The sequence below is a fragment of the Desulfovibrio sp. JC022 genome (assembly GCF_010470665.1).
Taxonomy (GTDB): Bacteria; Desulfobacterota; Desulfovibrionia; order Desulfovibrionales; family Desulfovibrionaceae; genus Maridesulfovibrio.
This window is the reverse complement of sequence record NZ_VOPZ01000007.1, coordinates 167,597-192,071: the sequence shown is the minus strand read 5'-3', so window position 1 is coordinate 192,071 and position 24,475 is coordinate 167,597. Positions and strand designations below refer to the sequence as shown.

21 protein-coding genes are annotated in these 24,475 nt (G+C 49.1%); 8 read left to right on the top strand and 13 right to left on the bottom strand.

The genetic code is table 11. The features are described 5' to 3' along the window. Positions 1 to 41: 41 nt before the first annotated feature. The 4 genes from dnaG to FMS18_RS12790 all read left to right on the top strand — a co-directional run bounded on the left by dnaG (position 42) and on the right by FMS18_RS12790 (position 6,933). Positions 42 to 1,781 carry a DNA primase gene (dnaG, locus tag FMS18_RS12805; protein WP_163295067.1) on the top strand — a complete coding sequence of 580 codons (1,740 nt, stop codon included), beginning with the start codon at positions 42 to 44 and terminating at the stop codon, positions 1,779 to 1,781. Next, positions 1,768 to 3,525 carry an RNA polymerase sigma factor RpoD gene (rpoD, locus tag FMS18_RS12800; protein WP_163295066.1) on the top strand — a complete coding sequence of 586 codons (1,758 nt, stop codon included), beginning with the start codon at positions 1,768 to 1,770 and terminating at the stop codon, positions 3,523 to 3,525. Before dnaG ends, rpoD begins: the two co-directional genes overlap by 14 nt. Before the next feature lie 289 nt (positions 3,526 to 3,814). Beyond that, on the top strand, positions 3,815 to 4,774 hold the full coding sequence (gene cbiB, locus FMS18_RS12795) for an adenosylcobinamide-phosphate synthase CbiB (protein ID WP_163295065.1): 960 nt from the start codon (positions 3,815 to 3,817) through the stop codon (positions 4,772 to 4,774). A gap of 191 nt (positions 4,775 to 4,965) precedes the next feature. Next, positions 4,966 to 6,933: a glycosyltransferase family 39 protein gene (locus FMS18_RS12790; protein WP_163295064.1), complete on the top strand. Its 1,968-nt coding sequence runs from the start codon at positions 4,966 to 4,968 to the stop codon at positions 6,931 to 6,933. Between the two features lie 179 nt (positions 6,934 to 7,112). Here FMS18_RS12790 and proC read toward each other — a convergent pair whose 3' ends face one another. The 13 genes from proC to dut form a co-directional block, all read right to left on the bottom strand. Then, on the bottom strand, positions 7,113 to 7,916 hold the full coding sequence (proC, locus tag FMS18_RS12785; RefSeq protein ID WP_163295063.1) for a pyrroline-5-carboxylate reductase: 804 nt from the start codon (positions 7,914 to 7,916) through the stop codon (positions 7,113 to 7,115). 1 nt (position 7,917) lies between these two features. Next, a complete protein-coding gene (ndk, locus tag FMS18_RS12780; RefSeq protein ID WP_136672411.1) occupies positions 7,918 to 8,337 on the bottom strand; it encodes a nucleoside-diphosphate kinase in 420 nt (139 codons plus the stop codon). An 86-nt stretch (positions 8,338 to 8,423) separates the two neighbouring features. Beyond that, on the bottom strand, positions 8,424 to 9,218 hold the full coding sequence (locus FMS18_RS12775; protein ID WP_163295331.1) for an ABC transporter ATP-binding protein: 795 nt from the start codon (positions 9,216 to 9,218) through the stop codon (positions 8,424 to 8,426). Positions 9,219 to 9,235: 17 nt separating this feature from the next. After that, on the bottom strand, positions 9,236 to 10,138 hold the full coding sequence (locus FMS18_RS12770; protein WP_203544629.1) for an ABC transporter permease: 903 nt from the start codon (positions 10,136 to 10,138) through the stop codon (positions 9,236 to 9,238). A gap of 83 nt (positions 10,139 to 10,221) precedes the next feature. Then, a complete protein-coding gene (locus FMS18_RS12765) occupies positions 10,222 to 11,172 on the bottom strand; it encodes an ABC transporter substrate-binding protein (RefSeq protein ID WP_163295062.1) in 951 nt (316 codons plus the stop codon). A 165-nt stretch (positions 11,173 to 11,337) separates the two neighbouring features. Further along, entirely contained in the window at positions 11,338 to 12,606 is a 1,269-nt protein-coding gene (locus FMS18_RS21075; RefSeq protein ID WP_163295061.1) for a divergent polysaccharide deacetylase family protein, read from the bottom strand. Between the two features lie 18 nt (positions 12,607 to 12,624). Next, the gene (locus FMS18_RS12755) at positions 12,625 to 13,902 is read right to left on the bottom strand and encodes a S41 family peptidase (RefSeq protein ID WP_163295060.1); all 1,278 of its coding nucleotides are present in this window, start codon (positions 13,900 to 13,902) and stop codon (positions 12,625 to 12,627) included. 49 nt (positions 13,903 to 13,951) lie between these two features. Next, positions 13,952 to 15,076, bottom strand: coding sequence for a peptidoglycan DD-metalloendopeptidase family protein (locus tag FMS18_RS12750; RefSeq protein WP_163295059.1), 1,125 nt, complete (start codon positions 15,074 to 15,076; stop codon positions 13,952 to 13,954). A 9-nt stretch (positions 15,077 to 15,085) separates the two neighbouring features. Continuing rightward, the gene (locus FMS18_RS12745; RefSeq protein ID WP_163295058.1) at positions 15,086 to 15,739 is read right to left on the bottom strand and encodes an endonuclease III domain-containing protein; all 654 of its coding nucleotides are present in this window, start codon (positions 15,737 to 15,739) and stop codon (positions 15,086 to 15,088) included. 120 nt (positions 15,740 to 15,859) lie between these two features. Further along, entirely contained in the window at positions 15,860 to 16,720 is an 861-nt protein-coding gene (locus FMS18_RS12740; protein ID WP_163295057.1) for a 50S ribosomal protein L11 methyltransferase, read from the bottom strand. A gap of 246 nt (positions 16,721 to 16,966) precedes the next feature. Continuing rightward, positions 16,967 to 17,176, bottom strand: coding sequence for a hypothetical protein (locus FMS18_RS12735; protein ID WP_163295056.1), 210 nt, complete (start codon positions 17,174 to 17,176; stop codon positions 16,967 to 16,969). 36 nt (positions 17,177 to 17,212) lie between these two features. Continuing rightward, on the bottom strand, positions 17,213 to 18,415 hold the full coding sequence (locus FMS18_RS12730) for an aspartate aminotransferase family protein (RefSeq protein WP_163295055.1): 1,203 nt from the start codon (positions 18,413 to 18,415) through the stop codon (positions 17,213 to 17,215). A 22-nt stretch (positions 18,416 to 18,437) separates the two neighbouring features. Continuing rightward, on the bottom strand, positions 18,438 to 18,911 hold the full coding sequence (dut, locus tag FMS18_RS12725) for a dUTP diphosphatase (RefSeq protein ID WP_163295054.1): 474 nt from the start codon (positions 18,909 to 18,911) through the stop codon (positions 18,438 to 18,440). A gap of 207 nt (positions 18,912 to 19,118) precedes the next feature. Between dut and glgP the strand changes: the two genes are divergently transcribed. The 4 genes from glgP to FMS18_RS12705 all read left to right on the top strand — a co-directional run bounded on the left by glgP (position 19,119) and on the right by FMS18_RS12705 (position 24,475). Beyond that, positions 19,119 to 21,686, top strand: a complete 2,568-nt coding sequence (glgP, locus tag FMS18_RS12720) for an alpha-glucan family phosphorylase (protein ID WP_163295053.1) — start codon at positions 19,119 to 19,121, stop codon at positions 21,684 to 21,686. 10 nt (positions 21,687 to 21,696) lie between these two features. Then, positions 21,697 to 22,383: a thermonuclease family protein gene (locus FMS18_RS12715; RefSeq protein ID WP_163295052.1), complete on the top strand. Its 687-nt coding sequence runs from the start codon at positions 21,697 to 21,699 to the stop codon at positions 22,381 to 22,383. Positions 22,384 to 22,498: 115 nt separating this feature from the next. Continuing rightward, positions 22,499 to 24,025, top strand: a complete 1,527-nt coding sequence (locus FMS18_RS12710; protein ID WP_163295051.1) for a glutamate synthase-related protein — start codon at positions 22,499 to 22,501, stop codon at positions 24,023 to 24,025. A gap of 6 nt (positions 24,026 to 24,031) precedes the next feature. Next, positions 24,032 to 24,475, top strand: a complete 444-nt coding sequence (locus tag FMS18_RS12705) for a 4Fe-4S dicluster domain-containing protein (protein ID WP_163295050.1) — start codon at positions 24,032 to 24,034, stop codon at positions 24,473 to 24,475.

The following is a 24,475-nucleotide window of genomic DNA, read 5'->3' as shown; positions in this document are numbered from 1 at the left end:
CAACTGTTTCGAATTGTTTCGATGATGTTACGGAGGATTCTTTGGATAGAGCTGCCATAGAGGCCATCAAAGAACGTCTTGACATAGTCGATATCGTGCGCAGGTATGTGGAACTGAAACCTGTTTCCGGACGCTGGATGGGACTCTGTCCTTTTCATAATGAAAAGACGGCTTCTTTCAGTGTCAATGGCGATGAGGGGTTCTTTTATTGCTTCGGTTGTCAGGCTTCCGGGGATATTTTTGATTTTTACTCCCACATTAACGGGGTGGAATTCAAAGATGCCCTTGAGCAGCTTGCAGCAGAGGCCGGGGTGGAGCTTACTCCGGGCAAGGTTGACCCGCAGGCAGCCAAAAGAAGTTCCGAGCGTAAAATTTTCATGGATATGCATGAACTGGCGGCTAAGTATTTCAGCCGTCAGCTTAAGCTTCCTGAAGGGCGTGAAGCCCGGAAATATCTCGAAGGCAGGGGAATGGATTCCTCTGTGGTCGAATCTTTCGGTCTGGGGTGCAGCACCGAGGACTGGCAGGGATTGGAAAAGTTTTTGGTTTCCAAAGGTTATACAGCCGAACAGGGAGTCAAAGCCGGACTGCTTTCCCAGAATGCCAAGGGCCGCACTTATGATCGTTTTCGTGCAAGACTGATCTTTCCCATAACAAATTTATCGGGGAGGGTTATTGCTTTTGGCGGAAGAATAATTACAGATGGAGAACCGAAGTATTTAAACAGCAGTGATACCCCCATCTATAAGAAAGGGGAACACCTGTACGGCCTTTCAACGGCCCGGAACTCCATAGCCCGGACCAAGCGGGCCCTGCTGACCGAAGGGTACATGGATGTTATTTCCCTGCACCAGTTCGGATATACAAATTCATGCGGGGTGCTGGGTACGGCACTTACCCCGGATCAGGTCAAACGGCTTTCCGGGTTCTGTTCTAAAATTGACCTCGTTTTTGACGGGGATGCTGCAGGGCTGAAAGCGGCCCTGCGCAGTACGGAAATGATTCTTACGCAGGGGGTTTCCTGCGGTGTAGTTGTCCTTCCCGACGGGGAGGATGTGGATAGCCTCCTTCAGGCCCGTGGTGCTGAAGGTTTTCAAACGTTTCTGGATCAGGCCCGTGACGGTCTGGCATTCAGTCTGGAAACATTGCAGAAGGGGTATTCTCCCCGTGAAGTAATGGATTGGGCGCAGGGATTCCTGAAAAGGATGACCAGCACGTCTTTGCGTGCGTTTTATCTGCCCAAGGTCGCATCAGGCCTTGGAGTGGCTGAAGCTGAATTAAGGTCTGTTTTTTCCGGTGCTCTCAATGCTCCGGTTGCGCAGCAGCAGAACAATGTTCAGAGGGAACAACCTCGCGCTGCTGCACCGGTGGGGGCACAGGTCAAAGATGATAAATATTTCTTGAGGTATGCGGTAAAGCATCCGGATTATGTCACCGAATTATCGGAAAGGGGAGTAGCTCAGGTCCTGACCTCGCACTGGGGCAAAACACTGTGGTCTAAAATAACGGCTCACAGCGGGCAGGACATTATCCCGTTACTCGATGATTCTGAAAAAAGATTCTATGCCGGTTGTCGGATGGAGGAAGCTCTATCCGGTGATGAACTGGAAGATGAATGGCGACATGTCTGTAAGGTAATTGCCCGGCGGCGGTACGATATGGGCCGAAAAAAGCTCACCGATGCCTTGCGCCGTGCTCAGGCTCAAGGCGATACCGAACGCGTAAGCGCGTACCTCAAAGTTCTGAACGACTCTGTATGGAGGGATGATGAGCAACATTAAGGATATTCAGGCGATTAAGACTCTGATTTCAGAGGGTAAGAAACAGGGGTTTCTGACCTTTGAACAGTTGGGCAAGGCTCTGCCTGCCGAGTTCAACAAGGTTGACCAGCTTGATGACGTTATCAAGATTTTCGACCAGTTGAACATTGCAATCGTCAACACACCCGAAGACGGCAAAAAGATTATGGATGCCGGGGTGGATAGTGATAATGAAATCAATCTCACTGAAAGTGAAGAGGATACCGTAGATTACGTTTCCCGCTCCACCGATCCTGTACGCATGTATTTGCGTGAAATGGGTGCGGTAGGGCTTCTGGATCGTGAGGGCGAAGTTGTTATCGCCAAGAAGATTGAAAACGGCGAGATGGACGTTCTTTATGCACTGGTTGAAATCCCGGTGGCTATTGAAGAACTCATCAGTGTCGGTGAAGATCTTGACGAATCTCGTATCAAACTGAAGGACGTCGTTAAAACCATTGAGGAAGACGACCCCAGTGAAGATGAGATGAACCAGCGTCAGCGCGTTATTTTTCTGCTGGACGAAGTCAAGAAGCTTTATGAGAAAAAGAGGAAACTCTACGACAATCTCGATTACTGTGCCCGCCTTGATAAAAAGGTCGCTAAGGAACAGAACGAGATGGTTAACTATAAGCAGGAAATCGTCGAAAGACTCCGCGATATCAAGATCGAGAAAACTCTTGTTGATCAGATCATTGAAACCGTGGGTGACTACGTAAGGCAGATGCATAACTGCCAGCGTGACCTTTCCGCATACATCCTCTCCACCGGGAAAACCCAGCAGGAGATCAAGGATCTTTTCAAGCAGATTGATGATCGCGAGATCAACCCTGTTGCGGCTTCAGATGAACTGGGGCTGACTGTGGATGAGCTCTTTTCCTTTAAGGAAATGATTTCCGGTAAGATGGAAATTCTTGTCCGCTTGCAGGCAAAATGCTGCCACAACGTGCACGATCTTGAGGAAGTTCTCTGGCGTATCAAGCATGGTAACCGCAGCGCGATGCGGGCCAAGCAGGAACTTATCCGTGCCAACCTTCGTCTCGTTGTTTCTATTGCCAAGAAATATACCAACCGCGGACTCCAGTTCCTTGACCTGATTCAGGAAGGTAACATCGGTCTGATGAAAGCGGTTGATAAGTTCGAATACCAGCGTGGGTATAAATTCTCCACCTACGCAACATGGTGGATCAGACAGGCCATTACCCGCGCTATTGCGGATCAGGCCCGTACCATCCGTATCCCGGTTCATATGATCGAGACTATTAACAAGTTGATCAGAACCTCCCGCTACCTTGTACAGGAGCTGGGACGCGATCCTTCCCCGGAAGAAATTGCGGAGCGTATGGATTACCCGCTGGAAAAAGTTAAGAAAGTTCTTAAGATTGCCAAGGAACCCATTTCCCTTGAAACACCTATCGGTGATGAAGAGGATTCGAGTCTCGGCGATTTTATTGAAGATAAGAAGGCCGCAGCACCGGCTGAAGAGGTGGTCAGCACCAAACTCGGCGAACAGATTGCGACCGTTCTTTCCGATCTTACCCCCCGTGAGGAGCAGGTCCTGCGTAAGCGGTTCGGTATCGGTGAAAAATCCGACCATACCCTTGAGGAAGTCGGTAAGCTGTTTAACGTTACCCGTGAGCGTATCAGGCAGATTGAGGCTAAGGCCTTAAGAAAGCTGCGCCATCCGGTGCGTAGCGCGCTACTGCGTTCCTACTACGAAAATTAGAATTAAGAGAGCGGTACGGATTGTTGTCCGTGCCGCTTTTTTATATGATGGAGAGACAGCAAGCACCCGGTTCTGTGGGAAGGACTGGATGCGGGGCTTTTATTACCCATTTGAAGTGGGTGGAATAGTGAGGTTCCTGTCCCCGGCTGTCCCTGTGTGTCGGTTCCGGTGTTACGTTTGTTGAATTCATGGATTTGAATTTAATGTTTAAAATAAATACGGATTTATTTTAAGTGCGTCGCGCTGGTCAGTCCGGCCAAACGCTTTAAGATTTGAGGTTGAATATCTGATGGACAATTCTACTGTTTTGTTTCTTGTACCTATCATCGCACTTGTTCTTGATTTCGTTTTGGGAGATCCCAAGTGGTTCCCCCATCCTGTACGTTACATCGGAATGGCTTTGGATAAGTACAAAAACTGGGTTTATTCCACCGGCATGTCCCGTAAAGTAATGGGCGGTGTTGGTGTATTGGCTTTCGCAATAGTGGTTTGGGGTGTTCTCAAGGTTTTTCTTGCAATCCCCTTCCTCGGTGTGCTGATTGGTCTGTACCTTGCTTATGCTGGTCTTGCTCTTGGCTCCCTGCTTAGCGAGCACAAGAATGCAGCTTCTCTGCTCGATAGCGGCAGAATTGAAGATGCCCGTTCCGCAATTGCAGAACTGGTCAGCCGCGATGTTTCCGAACTGGATGAAAACGGCCTGCGCAAGGCTCTGGCTGAATCCACCAGCGAAAATCTGAATGACGGTTTCGTAGCTCCTTTCTTCTACCTTGTGGTTACCGGACCTGCCGGAATGTGGGTTTACAAAACCATCTCCACCATGGATTCCATGTGGGGTTACAAGAATGAAGAATACAAAGAGTTCGGATACTATGCAGCCAAAGCTGACGATGTTCTGGCTTTTATTCCTGCCCGTATCACCGGATTTATGATGCTGGCAGCTGGTCGTATCATGAAGCTTGATTGGGAATCCGCTTACGACAATCTCATCACTGATGCCAACAAGACCGAAAGCCCCAATGCGGGTTGGTCCATGGCTCCTGCTGCATGGCTGCTCGGTGCACCCATGGGCGGTAAGGCCGTGTACTTTGGTGAAGAAAAAGAGAAACCTGTTCTCGGTCCCGAAGCAGGCGAATGGACTTCCCTGAAGCTGAAAAGACTCGGCGCGCTGGTTATGACCACCGCTATCTTCTCCGCTGTACTGCTCGACATTTACTTTGTATTGGTCTGGGCGTCTGGCGCAGTTCACTAGTCGATTTACAACTATACGTTGATTTAAACCGGAATCTCTTAGGAGGTTCCGGTTTTTTTGGGTGCCTCCGGCGGTCCTTTCGGGAAACTCTGAAACTGTTCATTAAAGCTTCGCCGTGTAGCTTGTTAGATTTTTACCCTATTCAAAGAGCTTCAATCCGTATAAAAGAATAAAAATTTACGGAGTCTTTCATGTTGCAGGATACAAATAGAAACCGTGTGGTGCAGGTTGTTCTTATTCTGGCTATTTGTGTTTTTGTCGGAGCCAGTTTTTTTGCCTTTAATTCCTCCGTATCCGAGTCGGAGAATTCTTATCTAACTGCGCATCCCGAAGCCCGCTGGATCAAGCTGGATTTACCTTTTCGTTTGAATGCCCGCAGTAACGGTTCTGAGATGATTCTTTTCCGGCGTGTTTTCGAGTTGGCTGAGCAGCAGGATGTGGTTATTCATCTGAAGGCTTTCCGGGGTGCCGGGATATGGCTTGATGGAATGCCTGTACGCAAGTTTGACGGTGATACGGATAAGTGGCGTGAGGTTGTAACGTTTAATTTGTCAAAGCTTCCTGCCGGGAAACATGAATTGAAAATTGCGGTGGTCAATGAAAACGCGCATCCGGCATTGCTGTTCTGGGCGGATGGGCTGGATATTGCCACCCCCCATGGCTGGGAGGCCAGCCGTGATGATTTTGTCTGGAATCCGGCTGTGGATGCCTCTAAAACAGGGCGTTTGCGTATTACTGATGAGTTTGAACGTTCAGACCGGGCATTGCTGAATTCGTTACCATTGATGTTCCCCTTGTTTTTGCTGGGAGCAGGTTTTGTCTGGCTGCGCGAGAACAGGAATGAACTTGCTTTTATACGTAATTTTGAAATAGCTCCCGCTCATTTCAGATTTATACTTTTGGGGTTGTGGGGTGTCATGGCATTCAATAATTTTCATGAACTTCCACTTAAACTGGGAATGGATTCAGTCGGTCATTTCAAATATATCGAATATGTAGCTGATAATTTAACTCTTCCCAGCCCGCTGGAAGGGTGGCAGATGTTTCAGCCTCCGCTTTACTACATTATTTCCGCTGCATTTTATAAATTCCTGCTTCTGTTCATGGATATTGAAAACAGTCTTTATTGGTTGCGGCTAATTCCGCTTGCTTGCGGTGCGGTCATGATCGAGATCTGTTACAGATGTTCGGTCCTTGCTTTCAAAGAGGATCGTTTTGCTCAGATCGGGGCAACAGTCCTCGGCGGATTTATTCCGATGAATTTCGTAATGGCCCAATTCTGGGGTAATGAACCGCTGGCGGCGGTTTTTTCGGGGCTGACCATCCTCATGGTCCTAAGCATCGTTCAAACTCCTGAGCAGCGAAATTTGAAGGAATTTGCACTGCTGGGATTATTCCTCGGGCTGGCGATTCTGAGCAAGGCTACCTGCACGCTCTTGATACCGTTGATCATCTTTTTTGTGCTGCTTCCGCTGCTGTTTGAGAAAAGTGAATCTTCCGTACATAAAGTCAGTAGTCTCAGGGGGATTGTTCTGAGCTTGATAACCACAGCAATTGTCGGCGGCTGGTACTATCTGCGCAATTGGGCCAGTTACGGCAAACCCTTTATCGGCGGTTGGGATAAGATTCGCGAGATTGCTTGGTGGCAGGATCACGGCTATCGTATCTGGGAGCATTTCAGCAGTTTCGGAAGTTCCATCCTTAAGCCCGTGTATTCTACAACCAATGGAATCTGGGACGGGCTTTATTCCACATTGTGGCTTGATGCTAATCTCAGCGGAATGAGCAAATTTATGAGCAGGCCGCCATGGGACGAGCAGTTGATGATGGCGACAGCACTTTTGGCCCTGATTCCTTCAATTATGATTCTAGCTGGGATCGGGCGTACATTCTATAAGCCCGTAAAGTCTGTTTTTAACGGGCAGATGTTCCTCACAGCTTGCATAGTGGTATATTTTGCTGCCGAGATGTATCTCTACCTCAATCTGCCAATCTACAGCACAGCCAAGGCCAGCTATACCCTGGGCCTGCTGCCATGTTACGGTATCCTAGCCATGGCAGGCATCCAGCCGTTGCTCAAAAATATTTATATCAAATCCGCATTTTGCGGCTTCCTGACGCTCTGGGGAACTACGATCTACTTGACTTACTTTGTCTAAATAAAGAAAGGGAGACTTGAAAATTCAAGTCTCCCTTTTTTTCTTAACTAGTTATGCCTTACCGAGCTAACTCAAATCAAAACTATTAAAAGTTTTTGAAGAGTCCAGAGAAACTTTTTACAAAAAGTTTCTTTGGTCCCCGAAGGGCCCTCGGAGAGCCGCCGGAGGCATTCTTTTTCTTATTTTTTCCCGAGTTCTATGCTGCGCTCATAGCTTTTGCGAACCGCGTCAATAATATTGCCGCGGGTAGCAGTGCGGTCCAGATGCACGAGTGCTTTAACGGTAGTTCCCGCAGGGGAGGTTACCATTTCACGCAGATGTGCAACATGCAGCTTGCTGTCCTGAGCCAGTGTCGTTGAACCTTCAAAGAGTTTCTCCACCATGCCGCGAGCAAGGTCGCGGGGCAGGCCGAGTTCGACAGCTGATTCAATCATGGCATCCATGAAGTAGAAGACGTAAGCGGGACCGGAACCGATCACAGCTGTGAAACTGTCGAACATACTCTCTGCAAGTACGTGGACATCACCGAGAGGGGTGAACATTTCACTTGTAAAAGAGCGTTGCTCATCGCTCAGGTGAGAGTCGTCAAGGCAGACGGCGAATACTCCGGCATTAACCAGAGCAGGTGTGTTAGGCATAACCCGGACAACAGCACACCTGTTTTCGCATAATTCCCTGAGCTGGTTCACAGTGAGTCCGGCGGCAATGGAAATCACACATTTGGACTCGCCCAGTTCAGGAGCAATTTCTTCCAGAACTGCGGGGGCGTGCTGGGGTTTGACCGCCAGCACGATAAAGTCGGATTCCTTGGCAAGATCGCGGGCATTTTCACACTGGGTGAGTCCGGTCTCTTCAGCAAGGGCTTTCAGTGACGCTTTGTTCAGGTCAGAGCCAAGCAGGTTGATGTTGTCATCGCCGGCCATTCCTCTGATTATGGCGGCGCCCATGTTGCCAGTGCCGATAAATCCAACTTTTTTTGTCATATTAGTTTACCATTTCGAGGCTGCTGAAGAAGTAGGGTACTTCGATGGCTGCGGTTTCGGGAGCATCGGAGCCGTGGCATGCGTTTGCTTCGATTCCGGCACCGAAAGCCTTGCGGATAGTACCTTCTGCTGCTTCATTGGGGTTGGTGGCACCCATGAGGTCACGGTAACGTTTGATGGCGTCTTCGCCTTCAAGAACGGAAACCACACAGGGACCGGAAATCATGAATTCAACTAGCTCGCCGAAGAAAGGACGCTCTTTGTGAACAGCGTAGAAACCTTCAGCCTGAGTCTGGGTCATGTGAATCATTTTAGTTGCTTTGATCTTCAGACCTGCATCGGTAATCATTTTAAGGATGTCACCGGTTTTACCGTCTTTTACTGCGTCAGGTTTGATGATGGAAAAAGTAAGTTCGCCCATTGTTTAAGTCCTCCAAGTGTATTCATTATTGCGGATTTTCGCATTTCTCAGGTGTAACCCTGAACGGGAAGTTCATGCAGCAGCGATCAGGAAAAAAGCATCCTGTCAGTAGCTACATCCTCGCCGCGAAGGGAGTAGAATCGATCCAGCAGATCTTCAACTTTCAATCCCTTCTTCTCCTTCCCGGAAATATCCAGAATTATCATGCCCTGATGGAACATGATTAATCTATCGCCCATGTTGATGGCCTGATTCATATTATGGGTCACCATAAGTGTGGTCAGGTTATCACGATGCACAACGGCGTCGGTTATATCAAGAATTTTGCGTCCTGTCTTGGGGTCCAGCGCGGCTGTATGCTCGTCCAGTAATAAAATGTCCGGCCTTGTCATTGTTGCCATGAGCATGGTTAACGCCTGTCTTTGTCCACCGGACAGTAATCCAACCTGATCTGCCAGTCTGTCTTCCAGTCCCAGCCCGAGGGTTGCAAGCTGCTCCCGGAACAGCTCCCGGTCGCGAGCTTTTACGCCCAAGCCCAGCCCTCTGCGTTTGCCTCGTTTGAGAGCTAAGGCCATATTCTGTTCAATGGAAAGAGAACCGCAGGTGCCCAGTAGAGGGTCTTGAAATACACGTCCAAGATTGGCTGCACGCTTATGCTCAGGCCATCTGGTAACATCATTGCCTGCAATGGAGATTTTTCCGCTGCTGAGCATGAAAGTCCCGGCAATGGAATTTAGAAAAGTGGATTTTCCGGCCCCGTTGGAGCCGATTACAGTGATGAATTCCCCACCGTTAACATTAAGGTCTACGCCACGCAGGGCCTGTACTTCGTTAACGCTGTCCGGGTTAAAGGTCTTGGCTGCTTTTTCAACTGTAAGCATTTTATTGAGATGGCTCATTAGGCGGCCCTCCTTTTGAGCAGACCGGATTTAATCTGCGGAGAGACCAGCGCCACAACAACCAGTGCGGCAGTGACGAGGTTCAGGTCACTGGGGGTGAATGCAAAATTGCCGAGACGTACACCCAGAGCCAGCGCAATGGCAATACGATAGACAACGGAACCGAGTAGCGCGGCGAGCATGGCCCGAGTTACATTGGGTTTGCCGAAAAGGGTTTCCCCGATGATGACCGAAGCCAGCCCGGCAATGATGGTTCCGATACCCATGTTCACATCAGCTGCCCCTTGGTTCTGGGCTACCAATGCGCCGGAAAGGGCTACCATACCGTTTGAAAGACCCACGCCGAAGATGATCATCATATCGCGGTTAACACCGAGGCTGGTGATCATTTTGGGGTTGTCGCCGGTGGCGAGCATTGCCAGTCCGAAAGATGTTTTCAGAAACCAGATCAGGGTCAGCAGGGTCAGCCCGGAAATTATGGCGAAAAGTATAGGAGTGGAGAAGTGGGGCGCAAGACCGCTCAACTCAATGAATTGGTCAATGAGCGTGTCCTCACCGAGCAGGGTCATGTTCGGCCTGCCCATGATACGGATATTGATGGAGTAGAGGGAGATCATAGTCAGGATGGAGGCCAGCAGGTGTAGGATCTTGAACTTGGTGTTCAGTATTCCTGTAACAGCTCCGGCAATGAATCCGGCCCCTACAGCCATAGCCATGCCCGCTACCGGGTGATAGCCGTTACTGATGGTCACTGCCGAGACCGCAGCACCGAGAGGCAAACTGCCGTCGACAGTAAGGTCGGGAAAGTCCAGAACTCTGAATGTCAGGTAGACACCTAAAACCATGAGCCCGAAAGCAGTGCCTTGCTCAATGGCTCCCATAAATGCGTATAAACTTATCATGATTATTGTAACTTTTATTTTAAAAGAAAAAAGGCGCAGAATGTACTGCGCCTTTAACTCTTATACGGAATATTTGCAAATATTTACTTAATCACTTCGTCGGCCCGTTCCATGACCTGTCTGGGAATTTTCACTCCCATTCTGGCTGCGGCTTTTTCATTTACGAAAAGGCGCAGATTCTGGAGCGTTTCAACTGGCATGTCAGCTGGCTTGGCTTTTCCGCCAAGAACGCGAGCAGCCATATCGGCGGTTTGCAGTCCCATGCGGTAATAGTCGACAGCCAGCGCGGCTACGGTTCCGCGTTTTACGGAATCAGTATCTGCGGAGAAGATAGGCAGTTTGTTCTGGCGGCAGACTTTGATGGCAGCTTCAAGACCGGAGACAACAGTGTTGTCAAGCGGGATGTAGATGGCATCGCATTTACCTACGAGGCTTTTGGCGGCCTGATAAACTCCGCTGGAGTTGGCAACAGATGCTTCTTCTACCTTGATCCCGAAATCTTTGCAGATTTCTTTGAGCAGGTTGGTCAGCACTATGGAGTTGGCTTCTCCGGCATTGTAGATGGTACCGATTGTTTTAACTTCAGGCAGGAACTCTTTGATCAGTTCAACCTGACGCAGAACCGGGCTCATGTCGGTCATGCCGGAAATGTTCTTGCCGGGCAGCATGAGGCTCTTTACCAGTCCCGCAGCAACAGGGTCGGTAACACCGGTGAAGAGTACGGGAATGTCCTTGATCTTCTGAGCGACAGCCTGCGAAGAAGGAGTGGTGATAGTCAGCACCAGGTCTGGGTTTTCACCTTTGATCTGGTTTGCAATCTGAATGTTGGTGGCCTGATTACCCTGAGCAATATGCTCATTGTAAATCACATCAAATCCGGCCTCTTTAAGGCGATCTTTAAAACCGTCCCTCATGGCATCGAGGGAAGGATGTTCTACAATTTGGGAAATAGAAACAGTGTGAGTTTGAGCGGAGTGGATTACGGGAACCGTAACCATGAACAGTAGTACGAGAAATAGGAGGATTTTTTTCATCCTGATACAACCCTTTATTAAATAATTATTTATAGAAACGAATTTGCCCTTAAAATGGCACTTAAGTCAAGACAGGATCAAAATTATTTTTTATACTTATAGATTTAGCCGCAGATTAAAACCTCGGCTTCATTTCAGTTCCGCAACAGGCAGATGGTGCGGGGCTTAACTGTCGGGACGCAGTGAACTTACCGGAACGATCCTGATTTTGCCTTTGTTTTCAGCTACCCACTGGCGGATGGCCTTAAGGGTTTCATGGTTCGGATGTCCGATGGCAATGGCCTGTCCCCTCTTGCGGGCAATTTTGGCAGCCTTTGAAAGCTGGTATTTGATTGCTCCGATATCTTTGACATTATCGAGAAAAATATTGCGCTCGTAGAAGGTTACGCCCGCCTTTCCGGCGGCTCTTCGGCCTGCGCTTTTCGGGGTGGTTCGGCTGTCGAGGAAAAACAAATGTTTCTTGCGAAGCTGCTTCAACACAACGACCATGCCGTTATAGTTTTCTGTGAAGCTGGATCCCATGTGGTTATTAAGTCCGGTGGCTCCGGGTACTTTTGATATGGCCGCATGGGTGATCTTGTTTATTTTGTCTGCATTCATGCCGACCAGCAGGGCGTCCGCTCCGGGATTGATCTTGGGGTACCCTTTAGGCTGCATGGGCAGGTGAACCATGATTTCATTGCCGCTCTTTTTAGCGATTGCAATGGTCTTTTTCACGTGTGAACTGCTGGGCCAGATGGAAAAGGTTATTTTCGCATCAAGGGCTGCCAGACCTTTGGCCAGACCAACATCCTCGCCCATGTCATCAATGACAATCGCCATTTTAGGAGCATTGGGATCGAGCTTCACCGGGGCGGGTTTTGTTTTTTTCACCACCGGGGTGAAAATGGAAAACTTGTGGGTAGGCACACCGTTGATGCTGATCATCCAGCTGTCAGCTGCAATTTCATGAAGGCTGGCGTTGAGTGCTGTGGACTCCAGCCCATGCTGTACATTGGCTAGGAACTGTTTTTTATCACCGGGTACAGGGAAGCTGAGCTGCTGGAAATGGTAATCCCGTCCCTGATGTTTTTTCAGGGATACATCTTCCAGGCGCAGGTCGCCCATGGATATTTTAGCTGCCTTGAGGGTGTTGATGAGACTCAAATCAATCTGCTTGACCAGATCATCAAGATCCCCTTCCATGGGTTCTTCATAGAGCGGCGGTGAGGACGGAGTGTTCTGGTCTGCTATCTGCTCGGTAGGTTCCTGATTAACAGAGGCGTTGCTCTCCGGTGAAGGAGCAACGACTAAGGCAATTATCAGACATAGGGCTGCCGCAAAGACAACGGTCAGGACGCCAATGGTGATAGGTCTGGAAAGACGAGCCCGAAATCCCGGTTTTGTTTCCGGGATTTCGGGCTGTTCGTTTTGTTCGGGGTTGTTTTGATCCACTTCTTGTAACCCTTGATGTTACTTAATTTCTTTAAGACGGGGAAGTTGCTTGACCATTTGCAGGGCCAGTCTGAGCTGGTTGTCCCTTTCAAGCATCTTTTTGGCCTTATCATCCTGTACTTTTGCGTTTTGTTTGTCCTTGCCGTTGTTTTCAAGATGGCGGCTGAGGTCTTTTTCACGCAGGATGAAGCGGTCGTCCTTGTCCTTGTCTACTGCGGGAGCAACAAAGGGGTAGACGATGTCCGGATCAATCCCTTCGGCCTGAATGGAGCGGCCGCTGGGAGTATAATAGAGCGCGGTGGTCAGTTTGATACCGGAACCGTCGGCCATGGGAATGATGGTCTGTACGGAACCTTTACCAAAAGTGCGTTCACCGAGCAGCAATGAGCGGTCGTGGTCTTTAAGCGCGCCGGCTACGATCTCGGATGCGGATGCGGAACCCGCATTGATCAGGGTTACGATGGGTACGTGTACGTCGGTGGCCTGTTCATCTGCCATGAAATCCTTGCGACTGGCTTTGCTGCGGCCTTCAATGTAAACGATTAAACCGTCATTGATAAAAGTATCAGCAACAGAAACCGCCTGTGTGAGCAGTCCGCCGGGGTTGTTGCGCAGGTCTAGTACTACCCCTTTGAGGGTGTGTTTTTTCTTGTAATCGCGCAGGGCTTTATGCATTTCACGGGTGGTGTTTTCATTAAATCTGGTCAGTCGCAGGTAGAGGACGCCGTCTTCCAGTTCCTGGCTTTTAGCACTGATGATGGGGATGGTGTCGCGGGTGATGGTCACCTTTTCAGGCTTGTTGGCATCCTTATGCAGGATGGTCAGGATTACGTCACTGCCGCGTTTGCCTCTTATTTTACCCACTGCTTCCATAAGGGATATGGACTGGGTGGATTCACCGTTGATCTCCAGGATCAGGTCTCCGGCCTTGAGTCCGGCTTTGTAGGCGGGGGTGTCCTCAATGGGGGAGATGACGGTCAAACGTCCTTTTTCCATGCTGATTTCAATACCGATGCCGCTGAACTCACCGCTGGTGGATTCCTGCATTTCCTTGAAATCATCAGTGGAAAGAAAAGTGGAGTGGGGGTCGAGCTGTTCAAGCATGCCCTTTACAGCGTCATCGACAAGTTCTTTGCGGGAGATGTCGTTAACGTAATTATGTTCCACCAGATCAAGCACCTGCGAGAATCTGCGCAGGGGTTCAAAACGGTTTTCATCAACGGCTTGTGTTGGTTCCGGTGCAACGGAGATTACGAAAAGACAGATGATAGCTATCATCCACAAAGATTTTCTCATGTGTTCCTCCAGCGTGGTGGCTGCTGTATCTTGCTCAAGTTATTATTCATTAATTTCGGGCAAGCCATTTTTGCGGGTTAACGGGTTTCTGATGAAAACGCAATTCAAAATAGAGTCCCGTTTCTTTTAAGTTAGGGTAATACCCTGTTTTACCGATAATTTCATCTTTTTCTACCTCCTGTCCGGTTTTAACAAAGCTTTCGGCAAGGTAGGCGTAAAGGGAGTAGTAGTTGTAGCCGTGATAAATAATCACAACCCGCCCGAATCCCCTGAGAGTGTCATTATGGACAACTTTGCCCCAGAAGATTGATTTTACATCAACATTTCCGGTGGTCTGGATTCCGATACCGCGTATCGGCGGTTTGGCGGAAGGCTTGAACCTGGCTTTGACGTCTCCAGCGCAAGGACGGGGTAAGGAGCCTTTAAAAGTAGCAATTTTTTTGCTTGTGAGACTCTTAAGTCTGTAATTCAGTTTATTAATTGTTTCAAGGAGACCTTTCAGCTCCTGCTCTCTGTTGATCTTAAGGGCGCGGATGGATTTAATTCCGCTAAGCAGGCTGAGTTTGTCCTTGAGCAATCCGTCTTTGGTTTTGTTAATTCCTGAAAGTTTGGTCTGCGCTTTCTTGCGCAGCTCTTTCTGGACTTCAAGGTTGACCGAGATTTCGTCAGCTTTTTCTTGCGCTTTATTCAGTTCGGTTTTGGTTTCTTTGTACAGGGATGCCAGCCAAACGAAGTTGCGGTCAGCTTTTTCCCAGTCGTCAAGTGAACCGAATTTGTTTTCAAGCTTGCGGGAGTGGACAGGCCATAGCTTGGTAAGCATAGATTTAAGCTTATCAACTATTTCTGAAAGCTCATCTTCAAGAATTCGTTGATCAGCTTTAGCTGCCTGCTCGTCTTCCATAATCCCTGCCAGATCGTCTTCCTGCCGGAAAAGTTCCCGCTCCACATTGGTAATGCGGTCTTCAATTGCGGCTAGCTCTCCGAACATATTGCGTTCTTCACGGGTCAGCTTGAGCAGTTCCTGCTTCTGCTGTTTTACGGTCTGTTTTGTGTCCTGAATTTCTCCCTTCAGTCTGTCTACCGTAGAATCAGCAGAAGCCAAAGAAACCCCGCACAGCATAAGCAATGCGAAGGTCACGGTGACTAAGTAGGTTTTTACAGAAAATCGGGACATAGTTTGAAATCAGTTTTCCAGAAATTTACCCAGCGGGCAGTTTTCACAATCAGGATTGGATTTTTTACACCATTCCTTGGCTGTCCTCACAATCAACGCATGATATTCATTGTACATTTCCACATCTGGATCAAGTACGTCCATGAAGTAATCCTGTAATTCATGATAGTCTATGTCTTCATGAATCAGCATGTGGCGATTGAAAATCCTGCGCGTGTAGGCATCGACTACAAACATGGGTTTGTTCAAAGCGTAAAGCAAAATAGAATCTGCGGTTTCCGGGCCGATTCCGTTGACTGCCAACAGCTTCTCACGGAGTTCAAAGGTCTCTGCTTCTTCCAGGTCCGTGATACACCTTGCAGAATTGGCGTCAAGGAAATCGAGGAAATTATTGAGCCTTACCGCCTTCATACGAAAGAAACCGGAAGGTCTGATCAGTTCCTGCAATTTTTCCATGGAAAATTTACGCAAGCCCTGCGGGGTCAGACCATCGTTTGCTTTAAGATTATTGATGGCCTTTTCAACATTAGTCCAGTTTGTATTCTGGACTAGAATAGCACCCACGGCAATTTCAAACGGGCTTTCACCCGGCCACCAATGACTGGGGCCGAGGTGCTTTGAAAGAGTCTCGTAGTATTCTAATAAAGTCTGTTCACGACTCATATAAACAAAAGATGCGAAGCATTAATAAAAGTTTTTGGGATTCTTAAACCCTTTTTTCAAAAAGGGTTTAAGCCGCCGGAGGCAAAATCTGTTAATCAAAAAGCGCGAAGCGCATTCAAATTAATCCGCACTTACATCGCGCCAGAGAAGTCCGGCCCATTCGCCCATGGTGAATATTTCGGGGGCGGGCAGTCCTGCCTGTATGTATGCTGCTGCGACCTTTTCGGCCTGTTCCACAAGAATACCGGACAGAATCAGGATTGAGTTTTCTTTGAGACGTGCAGTTACGTCCGGGCAAAGTTCAATGAGCGGCCCTGAAAGAATATTTGCTACGACCAGTTCGTATTTGAGCTTGGGGTCAATGGAATCGGCAGAGCCTACTGAAAGAATGACGCCGTCCACATCGTTGTTGTCCATGTTTTCCTGTGCGCAAACGATGGACTGCGGGTCGATGTCCACACCCACTCCTTTGAGACCCAGCTTGGCAAGTGCAATCGCTAGGATCGCCGACCCGGTTCCGAGATCGAAAAATTCCATGTCCGCATTCAGTCTGCCTTCTTCGGCAAGCTTGCTGATCAGTTCAAGGCAGAGGGCGGTGGTGGGGTGGCTGCCTGTGCCGAAAGCCATTTTCGGCTCGATGATGATATGCTCTTTGCCTGCGGTCTTTTTTTCCAGCAGCCACGGGGGCAGTATTTCGAATTGTCCGCAGGTGACGGGTTCGAAATAATCTTTCCATGCAAGGCCCCAGTTTTCGTCTTCGATTTCTTCACCAACACAACCTGCATTAGGCCAGCGGGATTTTATTTCTTCCACAATCTCAACGCCCAGCGGATGGTCTTCCAGATGGATGGTGTAAAAGATGGAATCGTCATCAAGGGGCTTTTCTTCCCAGCCGTGAGCCACACGTGCGCCAAGATAAACCTGACATTCATCACTTTCCAGTTCGGAAAGGGTAAACTGGATTCTGAGCAGTTTTGGCATTGGTGTTCCTTATATTTAGATCAGTTTGAATGATTCGTTGGATTTTGAAATAGCAGTACATGAAAATGCCCAGATACTCTACCGAGTACCTGAGCCCAGACTGATGATAAAGCACCATCTGCGTCGTCACCGCAAAAAAGACTGAAACTCACGTATGTCTATATACGCGTCGTTCCAGTCTTTTTTTGGTTCCTAGCATCTGGCACTTTCTTATCAGTCTGCCAGCTTTATTTGTGTAATTTTTGCTTAGACAATACGGTCAATGAGATTACCCTTGCCGGTCAGACTGTGGATGGCATTGTCCACGGCCTTCTGCTGCTCGTGTTCGTGCAGGTTCAGAGTAGGCCCGTCAATGCCGTCCGGGACGGTATCGGGTCGCTCGGTTGGCAACCAAGGTTGCAGGCTGGTGTCCTGAACACCACCTTCTACAGGTGTGGCAAGTGCAATGTCATTCATAATGTTAAGATAAGCCCGTATAACCTATTGGTCAAGCTATGCCTGTTCTGCCAGAAGCCCTTCCAGAGCTTTGAGAAACATAACAAGGTCTTCTTTCTCAATAGTCAGGGCCGGGAGCAATCTTAATATTGTTCCTTTGGTCAGATTGAGGATGAAGCCCTGTTCGCGCAGGGCGGTGAAGATTTCGCTGCCGTCAAAGCTTAGTTCCACACCGAGCATGAGGCCGAGTCCGCGTACGGATTTGATTTTTCCGGGGAACTTATCCTGCAGTTTTCCGGCTTCGGACTTGAAGAAATCGCCCAGTTCGGCTGCGCGTTGGTCAAGTTTATCTTCGGTCATGATGTCGATGACTTTGGATGCTACTTTGGAAACCAGTGCGCCACCGCCGAAAGTAGTGGCGTGGCTGCCGGGGGTGAACCCTTTGGCTACTTCCTCAGTTGCAAACATGGCCCCCATGGGCAGACCATTGGCAAGAGCCTTGGCAGAGGTGAAAATATGCGGGGTGACTCCATAATGCTGGTGTGCCCACCATTTTCCGGTTCTGCACAACCCGGACTGAACTTCGTCCACGATGAGCAGGATGTCTTTTTCGGCAACCAGTTCGGTCACAGCTTTGACGTAATCCTCGGGTAACGGCTTGATGCCGCCTTCACCCTGAACCATCTCGATCATGACCGCAGCGGTCTTGTCGGTAATGGCGGATTTGAGGGCTTCTACATCTCCTGCGGGAACGTATTTGAATCCTTCAGGCAGGGGCGCGAATCCGTCTTTAATGGGACCGGTCTGGCCTGTTGCAGTCAGGGTGGCTAGAGTCCGTCCGTGGAATGAGCCGTCAAGGGTGATGATTTCATAGGCATCCCTTTCCTTGACAGTGCGCATATACCGTCTGGCCAGTTTGATGGCGGCCTCGTTGGCTTCCGCACCGGAGTTGGAGAAAAAGACCTTGTCCGCATCGCAGGTGGCGAGCAGTTTTTCAGCACACTCCACCTGTTCTTCCTGATAAAAAAGGTTGCTGACCTGTACCAGCTTGCGGGCCTGCTCAGCCATTACGTCTGCGAGATCATCGCGGCAATGGCCGATGTTGACCACGGAAATGCCGGAAAGCAGGTCGATGTATTCTTTGCCGTCAAGGTCCCAGAGTCTGGAGCCTTTGGCTTTGCTTACGTTTACGGGATATCTGCCATAGGTATTGCAGATGGATTTTTGTTCAGCGGCTACGAGCGTATCGTGTTTATTCATGGTATTTTTATTTCAGTGGAGATTATTTTTTACCTGTATGTCCGAATCCTCCGGCACCTCTGGATGTGTCGGAAAGTTCTTCGCTGGGAGTCAGCCGGGCATGGCAGTAGGGCATGAAAACGAGCTGTGCAATGCGTTGTCCACGCTCAATTCGTCGTTTTTCGCCCGATGTGTTGAGCAGGGAAACTTTAATTTCTCCACGGTAGTCAGGGTCAACTACGCCGACTCCCTGACTGACGGTCAGTCCGTCTTTGGTGCCCAGTCCGCTACGGGAATAAATAAATCCGGCGATACCCGGAGATGTTATTTCAATAGCGATCCCGGCGGGGAAAGCGTACCTTCCGCCTGCTTCGATTTCCACGAAATCATCTTCAATGCAGGCGCGCAGGTCCACTCCGGCGGAGTTGGGCGTGGCATAGTCGAGACTTCCTTCGCGGGCGGTCTCATTGAGGAATTTAACTTTTACTTCAACTGGATTGGATTGGGTAGGATTCATCTTTACTATCCTTGAACAAGTGATATTTTGAAGAGGCAGAATGCTCTTGTAAGCCGAATGTGTCAACTTTCTATCCAGAATATTGCTAAACTGTCTTGAAATGTTAACCTGAATAAGGCAAATAATAAAAATGAGTGTAAAAGGTTCGGGGTTTCTGATATATTCGATTAATCATCCCGTTTCGAATCATTATTTAAGGAGATAACTATGCAGCCGCTTCGCGTATACAGCGTCGTTCCACGTCTGCCCAGTCAGCTCAATGAGCTTTGGGACTTGGCATATAACTTTCTTTTTGTCTGGAACAGCGACATTGCCAGTATATTTTCTTCAATTGATCAGGTTCTCTGGCGTGATTGCCAGCAGAACCCGGTAAAGTTTCTGAACAGTCTTCCTCAGCAGCAGCTTGAGGAGCTGGCTAACGATGATTTTTTTGTGCAACGCCTTAAGGAAGCTGCCAAGGTGCAGAGAAATTACCTTGCCCGCGAAGGTTGCTCCTACCAGTTTGAAGGTGCCAAGAAAGGTGAGCCTGTTGTAGCCTATTTCAGTTTTGAATACGGTATCGGTCTCAGTCTGCCAATTTATTCCGGCGGTCTCGGGATTCTTGCAGGTGACCATCTGAAATCCGCAAGTGATTTGAACATCCCTCTGGTGGGGATCGGACTTTGTTATCAGCATGGTTATTTCCGTCAGTATATGACGCAGGACGGCTGGCAGCAGGAGCGTTACCCCAGTCACGATTTCGAGGAAATGTCCATCAAAGCCGCCAAGGATAAAGACGGTAATGAGGTTAAGTTCTCTCTGGATATGAAAGGTGAGCCTCTTCATGTCAAAGTCTGGTATGTTGAGGTGGGGCGCGTAACTCTTTATCTGCTGGACACCAATATTTCTGAAAATCCGGCTAATTTCCGCAATATAACCGCCCGCCTTTACGGCGGTGACCTTGAAATGCGTCTCTGGCAGGAAATTCTGCTCGGAATCGGCGGGGTCAAGGCTCTTGCTGCTCTCGGTCTTGAGCCCAGCGTCATTCATATGAACGAAGGGCACTCTGCATTTGCCGGGTTGGAACGCATCCGGGTATTCATGACCGAGCACGGTCTTTCTTTTGAAGCAGCCATGGAAATGGTGGCTTCATCCAGTATTTTTACAACCCATACCCCGGTTCCGGCGGGTAACGACCGTTTTCCTGCGGATCTGATGCGTCCGTACTTTGAACCGTATGCCCAGACCATGGGCCTTGCTTATAAGGTTTTTCTTTCCCTCGGCAGGGAAGACCCCCGTGATGATGCGGAACAATTTTGTATGACCGTGCTGGCGCTTAAACTTTCCCGTTTTAACAACGGTGTTTCCAAGTTGCATGGGCATGTTTCGCGTAACATGTGGCAGAAAGTGTGGCAGCAGTATCCGGTGGAAGATGTACCCATTGGGGCCATTACCAATGGCGTACATATGCCCACATGGGTTGCCACTGATTTTTCACTCCTTTTTGACCGTTACCTCGGCCCGAACTGGCGTGAGGACCCGGATTGCACAAGAGTCTGGAGACAGACTGACAATATTCCGGATGCTGAACTCTGGCGCACTCATGAGCGGCTCAGGGAAAGGCTGGTTGATTTCGTGCGTAAGCGTCTGCGTCGCCAGTTGATGAATATCGGTGCACGTCGCAAGGAAATCGAACTTGCGGACGAAGTGCTTGATCCCCGTGCATTGACCATTGGTTTTGCGCGCAGATTTGCCACTTACAAGCGTGCCGGGCTTTTATTTAAGGATAAGGAAAGGCTGCTCAAGATTGTTTCTGATGCAAAGCAGCCTGTGCAGTTCATTTTTGCCGGGAAGGCTCATCCGCAGGACAACGAAGGTAAGAAACTCATTCAGGATTTGATTCAGTTCTGCCGCCGCGAAGAGTGCCGCATGAGTCTTGTTTTCCTTGAAGATTATGACATGAAGATCGCCAATTACATGGTTCAGGGTTGTGATATCTGGCTGAACACTCCGAGGCGTCCTCTTGAAGCTTGCGGAACCAGCGGTATGAAGGCCATGGCTAACGGCGTGCTTCAGTTCAGCACCCCGGATGGCTGGTGGGATGAAGCCTATGAGTCTGATAACAGTCTCGGCTGGGCTATCGGTCGCGGAGAAGATTACAATGACCATGAATATCAGGATTTTGTGGAGAGTCAGACTCTTTACAAAGTGTTGGAAAATGACATAATTCCCGAATTCTATGACCGTGGACACGGCAGCCTTCCCCGCAGCTGGATTACCAAGGTCAAGAAGGCGCTTCGGATTCTGGGGCCGGAATTCAACGCTAACCGTATGGTGGAAGATTATACTGAAAAGGCTTACCAGCCTGCTTTCAGCAATTACGCCACCATGCATAAGAATGACTTCCAGGGTGCCAAGGATCTGGCTGCATGGAGAATGGAAGTGATGACCAAATGGTCGAGTCTCAAGGTCCGCAACATTACTTCGGAAACTCATACCGATGTTTATGTGGAAGAGCCGATTATCGTCACCGCAGAAGTTTTTCTGAATGGTTTGACCACGGATAATGTTCAGGTTGAAATTTACTCCGGCCCTGTTGGGCAGGATGGCAAGTTCGCCCGACGCAATACTGTGGTCATGACCCCGGAAGAGGATCTGGGAGGCGGATGGCATGTCTATCAAGGCGAAGTAATGCCTCATGAGGCCGGAAGGTTCGGCTATACCGTGCGTATTCTGCCCAAGCATGAACTCCTGCTCGATCCCCATTCATTAGGTCTGATTCACTGGGCGCAATAAAAGGAATTAAATGCCGAAAGGAAAAGTTAGAATAATCAAGTCACGAAGCGGGGTCCTGAAGGGCCCCGTTTTATTTTTTGTGCTTTGTTGCCTGCTGTTCAGTGCGGTAACAGCATCGGCTTTTGAAGGTAAGGTCCGTTATGTGATAGACGGCGACACCTTTATACTTGCAAATAATAAACGTGTACGCATTGCCGGAATTGATACACCTGAAATAGGGCGGGACGGCAAAGCTGATCAGTACTACGCTCAAAATTCTAAGGCCCTGCTTAATAAACTGATTCTCGGCAAGCGGGTTCGTATTGAATATGCCGGGAAAGGTAAGGACCGCTATAAGCGCATAATCGGCTGGATTTATCTGGATGATGTCTTTGTAAACGAAGAGATGATCCGCAAAGGGGCTGCTTTTTTTTATTTCCACAAAGGAAATGACAAAGGCAAACAGAAACGTCTTTTACAAGCCCAGCGAAAAGCTTACAATGAAAAGAAAGGTTTCTGGCCTGTGGTCAGCAAATTAAAGAAATTCAACAAGCCATGGGTGGGCAATAAAAACAGCCGTCGCTGTTTTCTGCCTAACGATAAATACGCCAAAAAGATCAATTGGAAAAACAAAGTCAACTTTTCCAATCTAGGAGAAGCGTTTTACGATGGCTACTCACCAGCAAGGCATCTGAATTTTTGGCCCGTTGTTAAGTGATTTTGGATGACGCAAAACTGAATAAATTCAGTAGCGAAGCTTATTAAAAGTTTTTGGGATTCTTAAACCCTTTTGCAAAAGGGTTTAAGCCCTCGGAGAGCCGCCGGAGGCATCATTGCTTTTCAGAAAATTTGCCAGCACATTCCATGAATTCCGCATAGTGCGCGACCCGGACCTGTGCATCGACTGCAAAGTCTGCATCAGACAATGCTCTTATGATGCGCATTTCTGGGACGATGCCCGCGAAAAAGTTGCCCATGACAATCGTAAATGTGTGGGCTGCCACCGTTGCGCGGCCATGTGTCCCACTGCGGCACTGACAATCAAGTTGAATGAGTCGGATTTCCGGCCCAATGCCACATGGCGTCCTGAGTTCGCACGTAACATCTATAATCAGGCCGAAAGCGGAGGTGTGCTTCTGGCAGGCATGGGCAGTCCGGTTGATATCCCGGTTTATTGGGATCGACTACTGCTGGATGCCAGTCAGGTAACCAACCCTTCCATTGATCCGCTGCGTGAACCTATGGAACTTAAAACTTTCCTTGGTTTCAAACCGGACCGGGTGGAGGTTGAACTCAATGCAGACGGTATTCCTGAATTAAAAACTGAACAGACTCCCCAGATAGAACTTGCCACCCCGATTACTTTTGCAGGCATGTCTTTTGGAGCTATTAATTATAACCTGCACGTGGCAATGGCTATGGCAGCCAAGGAGCTTGGCACGGTCTACAACACCGGAGAAGGCGGGCTGCATAAGTCACTTTACGAATACGGACCGTGGACCATTGTACAGGTTGCTTCCGGTCGTTTCGGGGTTCATAGCGATTATTTGAATGCCGGGGTAGGTATTGAGATTAAGGTCGGACAAGGTGCAAAACCGGGAATTGGTGGCCATCTTCCGGGTGAGAAAATTAACGGCATGATTTCCGAAACCCGTATGATCCCACCGGGGTCAGATGCTATTTCGCCAGCTCCGCATCATGATATTTATTCCATCGAAGATCTGCTGCAACTTATTTTCGCGCTTAAGGAAGCAACGGAATACCGTGTTCCGGTGGCGGTTAAGATTGCGGCGGTGCACAATGTTGCGGCTATTGCTTCCGGCGTGGTCCGTGCCGGGGCGGATATCCTTACCATTGACGGTATGAAGGGCGGCACCGGGGCGGCTCCGGCTATGACTCGCGACAATGTAGGTATTCCTATTGAACTGGCTCTTGCCAGCGTGGATCAAAGGTTGCGGGACGAAGGTATTCGTTCCAAGGCTTCAATTATTGCCGGAGGCGGATTTCGTTGCAGCGGCGATGTGATCAAGGCCATTGCTCTGGGGGCGGATGCGGTCAATATCGGGACAGCGGCTCTGATCGCCGTGGGTTGTACCTTGTGCGGGCGTTGTTATACCGGGAAATGTCCGTGGGGAATTGCCACCAACGATAAGAAGCTTGCCAAGCGTCAGAACCCGGAAGTTGCGGCAGAGCGGTTGGTTAATCTTGTGCGCAGCTGGTCCCATGAGATCGAAGAAATGCTCGGCGGTATGGGGCTGAATTCTATTGAGAGTCTGCGCGGGAATAGGGATAAATTAAGAGCTGTAGGACTGACTGAAGCTGAAATGCAGATTCTGGGTGTCAAGCATGCGGGACGGTAAACAAATATGAAACGTATTTATCCGGATAGGGAATTGTGCATCGGGTGCGGCCTGTGTGTTTTAGGTTGCCTTGCTGCTCACTCAAAATCTCATGATCTTGTTCTTGCTTACAAGGAAGAGCGGGCCAAGGGTCTGGTTTCCCGTAAGCGGCTGATTGAAGATGATGAAGTCTGTATTGCCATCAGTTGCAGGCATTGCGAAGAACCGGAATGCGTTCCGGTTTGTATTTCAGGTGCATTGACTAAGGATGAAGTCACCGGAATTACGGTTTACGATGCTGATAAATGCGTGGGTTGCTGGACCTGTATCATGGCCTGTCCTTATGGGGCCATCCAGCGTGACAAGTATAATAATAAGATTATCAAATGTGATCTTTGCGCCGGCAGGGAAAACGGCCCGGCTTGCGTGGAAGCCTGCCCCAATCGAGCCTTGAGATACGAGGAGAGGTAG

Excerpts from the sequence above, each read along its gene's own strand:
- rpoD (WP_163295066.1), top strand. The coding sequence starts at position 1,768 with ATGAGCAACATTAAGGATATTCAGGCGATTAAGACTCTGATTTCAGAG.
- cbiB (WP_163295065.1), top strand. The coding sequence starts at position 3,815 with ATGGACAATTCTACTGTTTTGTTTCTTGTACCTATCATCGCACTTGTT.
- FMS18_RS12790 (WP_163295064.1), top strand. The coding sequence starts at position 4,966 with ATGTTGCAGGATACAAATAGAAACCGTGTGGTGCAGGTTGTTCTTATT.
- proC (WP_163295063.1), bottom strand. The coding sequence starts at position 7,916 with ATGACAAAAAAAGTTGGATTTATCGGCACTGGCAACATGGGCGCCGCC.
- ndk (WP_136672411.1), bottom strand. The coding sequence starts at position 8,337 with ATGGGCGAACTTACTTTTTCCATCATCAAACCTGACGCAGTAAAAGAC.
- FMS18_RS12775 (WP_163295331.1), bottom strand. The coding sequence starts at position 9,218 with ATGCTTACAGTTGAAAAAGCAGCCAAGACCTTTAACCCGGACAGCGTT.
- FMS18_RS12770 (WP_203544629.1), bottom strand. The coding sequence starts at position 10,138 with ATGATAAGTTTATACGCATTTATGGGAGCCATTGAGCAAGGCACTGCT.
- FMS18_RS12765 (WP_163295062.1), bottom strand. The coding sequence starts at position 11,172 with ATGAAAAAAATCCTCCTATTTCTCGTACTACTGTTCATGGTTACGGTT.
- FMS18_RS12755 (WP_163295060.1), bottom strand. The coding sequence starts at position 13,902 with ATGAGAAAATCTTTGTGGATGATAGCTATCATCTGTCTTTTCGTAATC.
- FMS18_RS12750 (WP_163295059.1), bottom strand. The coding sequence starts at position 15,076 with ATGTCCCGATTTTCTGTAAAAACCTACTTAGTCACCGTGACCTTCGCA.
- FMS18_RS12745 (WP_163295058.1), bottom strand. The coding sequence starts at position 15,739 with ATGAGTCGTGAACAGACTTTATTAGAATACTACGAGACTCTTTCAAAG.
- FMS18_RS12740 (WP_163295057.1), bottom strand. The coding sequence starts at position 16,720 with ATGCCAAAACTGCTCAGAATCCAGTTTACCCTTTCCGAACTGGAAAGT.
- FMS18_RS12735 (WP_163295056.1), bottom strand. The coding sequence starts at position 17,176 with ATGAATGACATTGCACTTGCCACACCTGTAGAAGGTGGTGTTCAGGAC.
- FMS18_RS12730 (WP_163295055.1), bottom strand. The coding sequence starts at position 18,415 with ATGAATAAACACGATACGCTCGTAGCCGCTGAACAAAAATCCATCTGC.
- dut (WP_163295054.1), bottom strand. The coding sequence starts at position 18,911 with ATGAATCCTACCCAATCCAATCCAGTTGAAGTAAAAGTTAAATTCCTC.
- glgP (WP_163295053.1), top strand. The coding sequence starts at position 19,119 with ATGCAGCCGCTTCGCGTATACAGCGTCGTTCCACGTCTGCCCAGTCAG.
- FMS18_RS12715 (WP_163295052.1), top strand. The coding sequence starts at position 21,697 with ATGCCGAAAGGAAAAGTTAGAATAATCAAGTCACGAAGCGGGGTCCTG.
- FMS18_RS12705 (WP_163295050.1), top strand. The coding sequence starts at position 24,032 with ATGAAACGTATTTATCCGGATAGGGAATTGTGCATCGGGTGCGGCCTG.